We start from the raw sequence: 14,450 nt of genomic DNA, 5'->3' as shown, positions 1-14,450 counted from the left end.
GTTGCGATTCGGTGGTGACATTGACTCTCGTGGTTAATCCAAACGTGACCGCCACAGAGACCATCACCATCTGTGAAGGAGCATTGCCCTACAGCTGGAACAACCAGTCACTTGCTAATGCGGGCACCTATAATGCTACCCTCCAAAATATCAATGGTTGTGATTCGGTTGTTACATTGACTCTCGTGGTTAATCCAAACGTGACCGCTACCGAGACCATCACCATCTGTGAAGGCGCATTGCCCTATACCTGGAACAACCTTTCACTAACCGGTACGGGCACTTACAATGCTACCCTCCAAAATGTCAATGGTTGTGATTCGGTTGTTACATTGACTCTCGTGGTTAATCCAAACGTGACCGCCACGGAGACCATCACCATCTGTGAAGCAGCATTGCCATATAGCTGGAACAACCAGTCACTTGCTACTGCAGGCACCTATAATGCTACGCTCCAAAATAGCAATGGTTGTGATTCGGTTGTTACATTGACTCTCGTGGTTAATCCAAACGTGACCGCCACAGAGACCATCACCATTTGCGAAGGCGCATTGCCATATTCCTGGAACAATCAATCGCTGAACGGTGCAGGCACCTATAATGCTACGCTCCAAAATATCAATGGTTGTGATTCGGTTGTTACACTGCACATGATCGTCAACCCTGCTGTAACAGGTGAAGAGACGATTACTATTTGCGAAGCAGCATTGCCATATAGCTGGAATGGTCAGTCCATCACTACTGCCGGTGATCATATCGCTACATTAACAAGCACTGCCGGTTGTGATTCGGTTGTTACACTGCATTTGATCGTTAATCCTGCTGTAACAGGTGAAGAGACGATCAGCATTTGCGAAGCAGCATTGCCATACAGCTGGAACGGTCTGTCGGTAACAACAGCCGGTGATCATACTGTAACACTCATCAATGTTGCCGGTTGTGATTCCGTTGTTACACTGCATTTAGTTGTTAACCCTGCTGTAACAGGTGAAGAAACGATCACCATTTGCGAAGCAGCATTGCCCTATACCTGGAATGGCCTGTCTATCACAACAGCCGGTGATCATATTGCAACATTAACAAGCACTGCCGGTTGTGATTCCATTGCAACACTGCATTTAATTATTAACCCTGCGGTAACAGGTGAAGAGGCCATCACGATCTGCGAAGCAGCATTACCCTATACCTGGAATGGCCTGTCGGTAACAACAGCCGGTGATCATACTGCAACACTCACCAGTGTTGCCGGTTGTGATTCGGTTGTCACACTGCACTTGATTGTTAATCCTGCTGTAACGGGTGAAGAGACGATCACGATTTGCGAAGCAGCATTGCCATATAGCTGGAATGGTCAGTCCATCACTACTGCCGGTGATCATATCGCTACATTAACAAGCACTGCCGGTTGTGATTCGGTTGTTACACTGCATTTAATTGTTAATCCTGCTGTAACAGGTGAAGAGACGATCAGCATCTGCGAAGCAGCATTACCCTATACCTGGAACGGTCTGTCCATCACCACTGCCGGTGATCATACTGCAACATTAACAAGCACGGCCGGTTGTGATTCGGTTGTTACACTGCATTTGATCGTTAATCCTGCCGTAACTGGTGAAGAGACGATCAGCATTTGCGAAGCAGCATTGCCCTATAGCTGGAATGGCCTGTCGGTAACAACAGCCGGTGATCATACTGCGACACTCACCAGTGTTGCCGGTTGTGATTCGGTTGTTACACTGCATTTGATCGTCAACCCTGCTGTAACAGGTGAAGAAACGATCAGCATTTGCGAAGCAGCATTGCCATATACCTGGAATGGTCTGTCGGTAACAACTGCCGGTGATCATATTGCGACACTCACCAGTGTTGCCGGTTGTGATTCGGTTGTTACATTGCATTTAATCGTTAACCCTGCTGTAACAGGTGAAGAGACGATTACCATTTGCGAAGCAGCATTGCCATATAGCTGGAATGGTCTGTCGGTAACAACAGCCGGTGATCATATTGCGACACTCACCAGTGTTGCCGGTTGTGATTCGGTTGTTACACTGCATTTGATCGTCAACCCTGCTGTAACAGGTGAAGAAACGATCAGCATTTGCGAAGCAGCATTGCCCTATAGCTGGAATGGCCTGTCGGTAACAACAGCCGGTGATCATACTGCGACACTCACCAGTGTTGCCGGTTGTGATTCGGTTGTTACATTGCACTTGATCGTTAATCCTGCTGTAACAGGTGAAGAGACGATCAGCATTTGCGAAGCAGCATTACCATACAGCTGGAATGGCCTGTCTATCACCACTGCCGGTGATCATATTGCGACACTCACCAGTGTTGCCGGTTGTGATTCGGTTGTTACACTGCATTTAATTGTTAACCCTGCTGTAACAGGTGAAGAGACGATTACCATTTGCGAAGCAGCATTACCATACAGCTGGAATGGCCGGTCTATCACCACTGCCGGTGATCATATTGCGACACTCACCAGTGTTGCCGGTTGTGATTCGGTTGTTACACTGCATTTAATTGTTAACCCTGCTGTAACAGGTGAAGAAACGATCAGCATTTGCGAAGCAGCATTGCCCTATAGCTGGAATGGTCTGTCGGTAACAACAGCCGGTGATCATACTGCGACATTAACAAGCACTGCCGGTTGTGATTCGGTTGTTACACTGCATTTAATTGTTAATCCTGCTGTAACAGGTGAAGAGACGATTACCATTTGCGAAGCAGCATTACCCTATACCTGGAACGGCCTGTCGGTAACAACAGCCGGTGATCATACTGCGACATTAACAAGCACTGCCGGTTGTGATTCGGTTGTTACACTGCATTTAATTGTTAACCCTGCTGTGACTGGTGAAGAGACGATTACCATTTGCGAAGCCGCATTGCCATACAGTTGGAATGGTCTGTCGGTAACAACAGCCGGTGATCATACTGCGACATTAACAAGCACTGCCGGTTGTGATTCGGTTGTTACACTGCATTTAATCGTTAACCCTGCTGTAACAGGTGAAGAGACGATCAGCATTTGCGAAGCAGCATTGCCCTATAGCTGGAATGGTCTGTCTGTAACAACAGCCGGTGATCATATTGCAACATTAACAAGCACTGCCGGTTGTGATTCGGTTGTTACATTGCATTTAATCGTCAACCCTGCTGTAACAGGTGAAGAAACGATCACGATTTGCGAAGCAGCATTACCATATAGCTGGAATGGTCTGTCCATTACCACTGCCGGTGATTACACCACAACATTGATTGCTGCATCGGGTTGCGACTCTGTTGCTACACTGCATTTAATTATTAATCCTGCTGTAACAGGTGAAGAGACGATCACCATCTGCGAAGCAGCATTGCCATATACCTGGAATGGCCTGTCGGTAACAACAGCCGGTGATCATGCTGCAACACTCACCAGTGTTGCCGGTTGTGATTCGGTTGTTACACTGCATTTGATCGTTAATCCTGCTGTAACCGGTGAAGAGACGATTACCATTTGCGACGCAGCATTACCCTATACCTGGAATGGCCTGTCCATCACCACTGCCGGTGATCATATTGCAACACTCACCAGTGTTGCCGGTTGTGATTCGGTTGTCACACTGCATTTAATTGTTAACCCTGCTGTAACAGGTGAAGAGACGATCACCATCTGCGAAGCAGCATTGCCCTATAGCTGGAATGGCCTGTCGGCAACAACAGCAGGTGATCATATTGCAACACTCACCAGTGTTGCCGGTTGTGATTCGGTTGTTACACTGCACTTGATCGTTAATCCTGCTGTAACAGGTGAAGAAACGATCACCATTTGCGAAGCCGCATTGCCCTATAGCTGGAATGGTCTGTCGGTAACAACAGCCGGTGATCATATTGCGACACTCACCAGTGTTGCCGGTTGTGATTCGGTTGTTACACTGCATTTAATTGTTAACCCTGCTGTAACAGGTGAAGAGACGATTACCATTTGCGAAGCAGCATTGCCCTATAGCTGGAATGGTCAGTCCATCACTACTGCCGGTGATCATATTGCGACACTCACCAGTGTTGCCGGTTGTGATTCGGTTGTTACACTGCATTTAATTGCTAACCCTGCTGTAACAGGTGAAGAAACGATCAGCATTTGCGAAGCAGCATTACCCTATACCTGGAACGGCCTGTCCATCACAACAGCCGGTGATCATATTGCAACACTCACCAGTGTTGCCGGTTGTGATTCGGTTGTCACACTGCATTTAATTGTCAACCCTGCTGTAACAGGTGAAGAGACGATCACGATTTGCGAAGCAGCATTGCCCTATACCTGGAATGGCCTGTCTATCACAACGGCCGGTGATCATATCGCTACATTAACAAGCACTGCCGGTTGTGATTCGGTTGTTACACTGCATTTAATTGTTAATCCTGCTGTAACAGGTGAAGAGACGATCACGATTTGCGAAGCAGCATTACCATACAGCTGGAATGGTCTGTCCATCACCACTGCCGGTGATCATATTGCGACACTCACCAGTGTTGCCGGTTGTGATTCGGTTGTTACACTGCACTTGATCGTCAACCCTGCTGTAACAGGTGAAGAGACGATTACCATTTGCGAAGCAGCATTGCCATACAGCTGGAACGGTCTGTCGGTAACAACAGCCGGTGATCATACTGCGACATTAACAAGCACTGCCGGTTGTGACTCGGTTGTTACATTGCATTTGATCGTTAACCCTGCTGTGACTGGTGAAGAGACGATCAGCATTTGCGAAGCAGCATTACCATATACCTGGAACGGTCTGTCGGTAACAACAGCCGGTGATCATATTGCAACACTCACCAGTGTTGCCGGTTGTGATTCGGTTGTCACACTGCATTTAATCGTCAACCCTGCTGTGACTGGTGAAGAGACGATCAGCATTTGCGAAGCAGCGTTACCCTATAGCTGGAATGGTCTGTCGGTAACAACAGCCGGTGATCATACTGCAACATTAACAAGCACGGCCGGTTGTGATTCGGTTGTTACATTGCATTTGATCGTCAACCCTGCTGTAACAGGTGAAGAGACGATCACCATTTGCGAAGCAGCGTTACCCTATACCTGGAATGGTCTGTCCATCACAACAGCCGGTGATCATACTGCGACATTAACAAGCACTGCCGGTTGTGATTCGGTTGTTACATTGCATTTGATCGTCAACCCTGCTGTAACAGGTGAAGAAACGATTACAATTTGCGAAGCAGCATTACCATACAGCTGGAATGGCCTGTCGGTAACAACAGCCGGTGATCATACTGCGACATTAACAAGCACTGCCGGTTGTGATTCGGTTGCCACACTGCATTTGATCGTCAACCCTGCTGTAACAGGTGAAGAGACGATCACCATTTGCGAAGCAGCATTACCCTATACCTGGAACGGCCTGTCGGTAACAACAGCCGGTGATCATACTGCGACATTAACAAGCACTGCCGGTTGTGATTCGGTTGTTACACTGCATTTAATTGTTAATCCTGCTGTAACAGGTGAAGAAACGATTACCATTTGCGAAGCCGCATTGCCATACAGCTGGAATGGTCTGTCCATCACCACTGCCGGCGATTACACTGCAACGTTGGTTGCTGCATCGGGTTGTGATTCTATTGCAACATTACACCTGGTGATCAATCCTGCGGTAACCGGTGAAGAAACGATTACAATTTGCGAAGCAGCATTACCATACAGCTGGAATGGCCTGTCGGTAACAACAGCCGGTGATCATACTGCGACATTAACAAGCACTGCCGGTTGTGATTCGGTTGTTACATTGCATTTGATCGTCAACCCTGCTGTAACAGGTGAAGAAACGATTACAATTTGCGAAGCAGCATTACCATACAGCTGGAATGGCCTGTCGGTAACAACAGCCGGTGATCATACTGCGACATTAACAAGCACTGCCGGTTGTGATTCGGTTGCCACACTGCATTTGATCGTCAACCCTGCTGTAACAGGTGAAGAGACGATCAGCATTTGCGAAGCAGCATTGCCATACAGCTGGAACGGTCTGTCGGTAACAACAGCCGGTGATCATACTGCAACATTAACAAGCACTGCCGGTTGTGATTCCGTTGTTACACTGCATTTAATCGTCAATCCTGCTGTAACAGGTGAAGAGACGATCAGCATTTGCGAAGCAGCATTACCATACAACTGGAATGGTCTGTCCATCACAACAGCCGGTGACCACATCGCTACATTAACAAGCACTGCCGGTTGTGATTCGGTTGTTACATTGCATTTAATTGTTAATCCTGCTGTAACAGGTGAAGAGACCATTACCATTTGCGAAGCAGCATTGCCCTATAGCTGGAATGGTCTGTCCATCACAACAGCCGGTGATCACATCGCTATATTAACAAGCACTGCCGGTTGTGATTCGGTTGTCACACTGCACTTAATCGTTAACCCTGCTGTGACTGGTGAAGAAACGATCACGATTTGCGAAGCAGCATTGCCATATAGCTGGAATGGTCTGTCCATCACCACTGCCGGTGATCATACTGCGACCCTCACCAGTGTTGCCGGTTGTGATTCGGTTGTTACATTGCATTTAATTGTCAACCCTGCTGTAACAGGTGAAGAAACGATCACCATTTGCGAAGCAGCATTGCCCTATAGCTGGAATGGCCTGTCTATCACAACAGCCGGTGATCATATTGCAACATTAACAAGCACTGCCGGTTGTGATTCGGTTGTTACACTGCATTTAATTGTTAACCCTGCTGTAACAGGTGAAGAAACGATCACCATTTGCGAAGCAGCATTGCCCTATACCTGGAATGGTCAGTCCATCACTACTGCCGGTGATCATATCGCTACATTAACAAGCACTGCCGGTTGTGATTCGGTTGTTACACTGCACTTGATCGTCAACCCTGCTGTAACAGGTGAAGAGACGATTACCATTTGTGAAGCAGCATTACCATACAACTGGAACGGCTTGTCCATCACAACAGCCGGTGATCATATTGCAACATTAACAAGCACTGCCGGTTGTGATTCGGTTGTTACATTGCATTTAATCGTTAACCCTGCGGTAACAGGTGAAGAGACGATCACGATTTGCGAAGCAGCATTGCCATACAGCTGGAATGGTCTGTCCATCACAACGGCCGGTGATCACATCGCTACATTAACAAACACTGCCGGTTGTGATTCGGTTGTTACACTGCATTTAATTGTTAACCCTGCTGTAACAGGTGAAGAAACGATCAGCATTTGCGAAGCAGCATTGCCCTATACCTGGAATGGCCTGTCGGTAACAACAGCCGGTGATCATATTGCAACATTAACAAGCACTGCCGGTTGTGATTCGGTTGTTACACTGCACTTAATTGTCAACCCTGCTGTAACAGGTGAAGAGACGATCACCATTTGCGAAGCAGCATTACCCTATACCTGGAACGGTCTGTCAGTAACAACAGCCGGCGATCATATTGCAACACTCACCAGTGTTGCCGGTTGTGATTCGGTTGTTACACTGCACTTAATTGTCAACCCTGCTGTAACAGGTGAAGAGACGATCACCATTTGCGAAGCAGCATTACCCTATACCTGGAACGGTCTGTCAGTAACAACAGCCGGCGATCATATTGCAACACTCACCAGTGTTGCCGGTTGTGATTCGGTTGTTACACTGCATTTATTTGTTAACCCTGCTGTAACAGGTGAAGAGACGATCACCATCTGCGAAGCAGCATTACCATATAGCTGGAACGGTCTGTCCATCACAACAGCCGGTGATCATATTGCAACATTAACAAGCACTGCCGGTTGTGATTCGGTTGTCACACTGCACTTAATCGTTAACCCTGCTGTGACTGGTGAAGAAACGATCACGATTTGCGAAGCAGCATTGCCCTATAGCTGGAATGGTCTGTCCATCACCACTGCCGGTGATCATACTGCGACCCTCACCAGTGTTGCCGGTTGTGATTCGGTTGTTACATTGCATTTAATTGTCAACCCTGCTGTAACAGGTGAAGAAACGATCACCATTTGCGAACCAGCATTGCCCTATAGCTGGAATGGCCTGTCCATCACCACTGCCGGTGATCATACTGCAACATTAACAAGCACTGCCGGTTGTGATTCGGTTGTTACACTGCATTTAATTGTTAATCCTGCTGTAACGGGTGAAGAGACGATCACGATTTGCGAAGCAGCATTGCCATACAGCTGGAACGGTCTGTCGGTAACAACAGCCGGTGATCATACTGCAACATTAACAAGCACTGCCGGTTGTGATTCGGTTGTTACACTGCATTTAATCGTCAACCCTGCTGTAACAGGTGAAGAGACGATCAGCATTTGCGAAGCAGCATTGCCATACAGCTGGAACGGTCTGTCGGTAACAACAGCCGGTGATCATACTGCAACATTAACAAGCACTGCCGGTTGTGATTCCGTTGTTACACTGCATTTAATCGTCAACCCTGCTGTAACAGGTGAAGAGACGATTACTATTTGCGAAGCAGCATTGCCCTATAGCTGGAATGGTCTGTCGGTAACAACTGCCGGTGATCATATTGCAACACTCACCAGTGTTGCCGGTTGTGATTCGGTTGTTACACTGCACTTGATCGTCAACCCTGCTGTAACAGGTGAAGAGACGATCAGCATTTGCGAAGCAGCATTACCATACATCTGGAATGGTCAGTCCATCACTACTGCCGGTGATTATGCAGCCACACTCGTTGCAGCCAATGGTTGTGACTCAATAGCAACACTGCATTTAAAAGTAACACCTCAACCGTCTACCCCAACTGTTACAACAACGCCGCCTGTTTGCAATAGCATTAATGGCACAATAACAGTTACATTACCTGCACCGGGCAATGGTATTACCTATAGCATTAATGGTGTCGACTTCCAGTCAAGCAATATTTTCACTGCTCTTGCACCCGGCACATATACAGTAACCGTAAATGTCAATGGATGTATTTCTTCTGCAAATGTGACATTAGAGAAAGTGACTAATACATTTACCATTAACCAGCTTGTTACAAATACTGTCTGCCTGGCACATAACGGAACCATCGACATCAGTGTAGGTGGCAGCACAGTTCCTTATACCTATAGCTGGAGCGGCCCGGGCAATTTTACTTCTACCAATGAAGACCTTAGCGGACTCGCACCCGGTGATTACACTGTGACGGTAACAGATGCCAATGGTTGTACGCAATCAAAAACAATGACTGTAGGCCAGGTTAACAGCATTATTACACTCAACCAGCAGGCGACCAATACAAACTGTACGGCAAGCAACGGCGCCATCAACCTGACAGTAAATGGAGGCACGGCTCCGTATAGCTATGCATGGACAGGCCCCAGTGGTTTCTCTTCAGCAAAAGAAGATTTAAATGGATTAGCGGCGGGCAACTATACAGTAATCGTGACCGACGCCAACGGTTGTACCGCAACTACGACAGCAACGATAAGCCAGGAAAGCAATATTCTTACAGTAAACAAAACAGTTAATAGCGCCACCTGTACAGCGAAGAATGGTTCTGTCAACCTGCAGGTGAATGGAGGCAATTCGCCTTACACTTACCATTGGAAAGGGCCACAAGGGTTTGCCGCTACAACAAAAGACATTTCAAATCTCGCCAGCGGAACCTATGAAGTAAATGTTACTGACGCAAATGGCTGTACAGCTGCAACGACTGCAACTGTTGGCCAGGCTGATCAGTCGCCAAAAGTTGTTACATCAGATATCACTTTATGTTCTCCTGCTAATCTTACAGACCCATCGGTGACAGCAGGTTCTGATGCGGGATTGACATTTACTTATTGGCTGGATGCAGCGGCCACCAATGCAATACCTGATCCAAAAGCAGTGTATGCAGGCACTTATTACATTAAAAGTCTCAATCAATTTGGTTGTGCGACAATTGAGCCTGTTACAGTGAGCATACAATCATCACCATCATTTGTGGTAACCAATCCTGCCAATGTATGTGCACCGGCAACGGTTGATATTACTGCACCTGCCATCACTGCAGGAAGTGATCCCAGGCTGACATTTACTTACTGGATGGATGCAGCATTAACTACACCAATAAGCAACCCGAAAACAATTGCCAGCAGCGGTACATATTACATTAAAGCTTCTGCATCGGGCGGCTGTACGTTTATTAAAACAGTGCAGGTAACAATAACAGTAAACAAAGGTGGGAAATCTGTTCGTTATCCAACAGTAACTACATCACCTTATGTTTCGACACAATTAACGGCCAGAACGATTGGCGCAAATGATAAATACACCTGGAACCCGGCAACCGGATTGAGCGCAACAAATAGTAAGAATCCTACTTTCCGTCATAACGCAAACGCGGAATATACAATCACAATTGATGATGGAAGTGCGTGCCCGGTAGTAGACACATTAGCTGTGGTGATGCGACCATTGGATCCGGGAAGCTGTACCTCTGATATTTTTGTTCCAAAAGCCTGGTCACCGAATAATGACCGTCATAACGATCGGTTATTCCCGATACCGGTTTGTATCCGTGAGTTGAAATATTTCCGTGTGTTTAACCGCTGGGGACAGTTAGTATTTGAAACAAATATTTTGAAGGAAGGATGGGACGGAAACTTTAAAGGTGTTCCGCAGGTGATGGATACTTATACCTGGACACTGGAAGCAACCGGCGAAGACGGCAAATATTTTAAACGTGCTGGAAATTCAGTTTTAATAAGATAAATTTCAGATCATGAAAACTTTGAAACGACTGGTGGTAGTTATCTTTTTACTGATAGGAGCAAGATCCGTTTTTGCCCAGGATCCCAGCTTTTCACAATTTTTTTCTTCACCGCTTAATATAAACCCGGGGCTCACCGCCAACATCAATGCAGACTGGCGGGTGATTTCCAATTTCAGAGACCAGTGGATAGGCCCAGCAAGCCCTTATGTCACGGGAACCATTTCGTATGATATGAAGATCATGCAGAATAAAATTCCGAATGTAGAAACGGAGAATAATATTATTGGTATTGGCGCCATGCTGATGTTTGATCATGCCATGAGTGGTGTGGTAAAGAGCACATATGGTTCATTCAATCTTTCTTATAATATCAAGCTGATGGAAAATGATCAGCGAAAGCAACGGCTTGGTTTGGGATTTGGCGCCATTTACGGCAGACGACATGTTGCCTTTGACCGGTTAACTTTTGAAGAGCAATTTGCCGGAAATGGGTTCAATACCAATCTGCCAACAGGCGAAGCAGCTTTAGAAAATATGCGGCCGTATTTTTCTGCCAGCGCAGGACTTGTTTATTCGTACACATCGTTAAAAAGCAATTTTGACCTGGGAGTGGCAGGATTTCATTTAAATAAACCCAAACAAACTTTTTTGAAAGATGAGAACCAGGTATTGGCCATGCGCAAAGTAGCACACACCAATTTTGAAACATTTTTAAATGAAAGAGTGGTGTTAAATACGAATGGTATTTACCAATTCCAGGATAAGGCGAGTTATTTTTCTGTGGGCGGCGGATTAGGTTATTATTTGGGTGATGACGCCAATTCGTTGATTAATGTGGGACTTTGGTATTGGTCAAAAAATGCCATCATTCCTTATGCCGGTTTAGCTTATGGAGACTTTCAATTTGGTTTGAGCTACGATATAACCATTTCAAAACTGAACCAGGCCAGCCGTAAACCCAAGACATGGGAACTTTCGTTGATCATCCGGGGTGTGAAAAAACCCAGCGGCGTCATTCCCTGTCCCTGGAAATAAAATAGGTTATCTATCTACTCTACAATCGATCAGATCACGTTCAGCAATCTTTCTTTATATATTACCGGCAATACATTAGTGTTTTTTTCTATTTCAGTAGTTCAAAGTGAGCATTCCGGCAACTACTTTACTCCTGGCTTCGGTCGAAACGGCCAACAAATTCTACCATTGCGGGCTGAATAATCTCCGCCGATGCTAAAGCCACCCGGTTTAGGGAAATAATTTAGCAGAACGTCAAAACCTACACGACTGCTAGCCAACTTCTTATAACCTTTTACTGGCCCCCTTTTATTTTGGGGTTAATTAATCAGCTGATTAATTATAAAAATTGACAAAGATTGCTATTTTTATACCCACTCCTCAATCCTAGTTAGCCGACCCGAATACCGCAGTACCACCAATACCACTACAGAAACTCCACTTTTTTTTCAACCAAAATTGGCGCAAATGAAAACTCATTTCTACACTTCAGCATTCCCGTTTAAAACAAAAAACTTTTCATCTGCATTCAGCTAACAAGGAGTCATCTTGTTGGTCACCTGTTTTTTGCTTATCCGCTAAACCAGTGTAAGTGATGGGGCCTTTTTAATTTTTTGTGCCTCCAGACCGTGTTCTAATCTAGTATCGCTGTAAACTCCCTTGAGAATTTTATAAACAAACTAAGGTTTATAATCAGGAATGAACCTCGTCCGCCCAAATACTATCACTGCTTTAAATAAAAGGCTAATCAAAGGGCCATGCTATAGCTTTTTTGCACCTGTGTTTTTGGGATTGTTGTTCTTGATTGCTTTTGGATTGAAGGTGGAGGGGCAGACATGTCCAAGTAATATAAGTTTTACACTTCAACCGCAAAGTCAAACTGTATGTAACGGCGTTAATGTAATTTTTGAAGCTACTATTACAGGAGCGCAAGGAACACCAAATTTTGACTGGCAACGAAAAAGGCCGTCCGATCCAGGGTTTAGTTCAATAGGAGCACCCAGCGCAACAACACTCTCAATAAGTAACGCTGGAAGTGTAACCGATCCTGATCAAACACAATACCAAGTTGTTATTAGTGACGTCTGTGGAGTATATGCAACTCCTTCTGCTATCGCAACACTTACAGTCAATTCTCCTCCCACCATCAGTAATCAACCCTCCGCCCAAACAGTTGGTATTGGATGTGCAGCTTCCTTTTCAGTTACAGCCAGTAGCACTTTATCATTTACTTATCAGTGGCGAAAAAACGGGGTTAATATAAGCGGTGCTACTTCTGATAATTATGCGATTCCTAATGTTGCAGCAGGTGATGCAGGCAATTATGATGTACTCATAACAAATAGCTGCGGAACAGTAACATCTGTTTCGGCCGCACTTAATGTTAATCCTCCCCTAAATCCAGGTTCTCACAATACGGATCCGATTACTGCTTGCATAAATTATAACCCGGATGTTTTAAATTTTAATCCACCTAATACACCCCCTTCAGGTGGATTAGCCCCTTACACTTATCAATGGCAGTCTAGTACTGACGGAGGCACTTCATGGAATAATATTTCCGGAGCGACATCTGCCACATACGACCCGACCAATTTATTAACTCCAGGAACTTATAGCTATCGTGTTATTGTAACCGACGCTTGTGGAGAAACTGCAACTACAACAGCTAAAACAATTACGATTGTAGAAGAAGTAACAGCCACTATTTCAGGCGGAGGTAATTTTTGTGAAGGCGATAATGTAAATCTTAACGTAACCCTTTCCAATGGAACCGGTACATATAGTTACCAATGGCAATCGGGTACATCCTTAAGTGGTCCATGGACAAATATTCCTGGAGCAACGAATGCAACTTATTCGCCTTCATTAACAGCCGGTACATATTATTACCAGATTGTAGTTTTTGCAAATGGAGCGGCCTGCAATGATGAGAAGGAAACAGTAACAGTAATTGTTAATGCTCTGCCCACAGCAAACATCACCGGCACTGCAGCCATTTGCGCAGGTGCCAGCACTGTTCTTTCCTCTAATGCAACAGCAGGCAGCGGATCAATATCATCTTATCAATGGAATCTTAATAGCACTCCCATTAGCGGAGCTACCAGTGCAACCTATACTGCAACTGCTGCAGGTAACTATACCGTCACCGTAACCAACAGTAATACTTGTTCATTTACATCGGCTGCTTTTGCGGTAACCGTAAATGCTCTGCCCACAGCAAACATCACCGGCACTGCAGCCATTTGCGCAGGTGCCAGCACTGTTCTTTCCTCTAATGCAACAGCAGGCAGCGGATCAATATCATCTTATCAATGGAATCTTAATAGCACTCCCATTAGCGGAGCTACCAGTGCAACCTATACTGCAACTGCTGCAGGTAACTATACCGTCACCGTAACCAACAGTAATACTTGTTCATTTACATCGGCTGCTTTTGCGGTAACCGTAAATGCATTGCCCACAGCAAACATCACCGGCACTGCAGCCATTTGCGCAGGTGCCAGCACTGTTCTTTCCTCTAATGCAACAGCAGGCAGCGGATCAATATCATCTTATCAATGGAATCTTAATAGCACTCCCATTAGCGGAGCTACCAGTGCAACCTATACTGCAACTGCTGCAGGTAACTATACCGTCACCGTAACCAACAGTAATACTTGTTCATTTACATCGGCTGCTTTTGCGGTAACCGTAAATGC

Annotated in this window: 3 protein-coding genes; all 3 read left to right on the top strand. The window is 45.7% G+C overall.

Annotated features, from left to right (window positions below; translation table 11 throughout):
• Nucleotides 1-29 precede the first annotated feature (29 nt).
• Nucleotides 30-10,733, top strand: coding sequence for a T9SS type B sorting domain-containing protein (locus P2W73_RS25775; RefSeq protein WP_276504989.1), 10,704 nt, complete (start codon nt 30-32; stop codon nt 10,731-10,733).
• Between the two features lie 10 nt (nt 10,734-10,743).
• Nucleotides 10,744-11,769, top strand: a complete 1,026-nt coding sequence (locus tag P2W73_RS25770) for a PorP/SprF family type IX secretion system membrane protein (RefSeq protein ID WP_276504988.1) — start codon at nt 10,744-10,746, stop codon at nt 11,767-11,769.
• Nucleotides 11,770-12,447: 678 nt separating this feature from the next.
• A partial coding sequence (locus P2W73_RS25765) for a DUF8696 domain-containing protein (RefSeq protein WP_276504987.1) occupies nt 12,448-14,450 on the top strand: 2,003 nt, incomplete at its 3' end.

Source organism: Terrimonas pollutisoli (assembly GCF_029360765.1).
GTDB classification, from domain to species: Bacteria; Bacteroidota; Bacteroidia; order Chitinophagales; family Chitinophagaceae; genus Terrimonas_B; species Terrimonas_B pollutisoli.
This window is presented reverse-complemented; position numbering and strand designations above follow the sequence as displayed.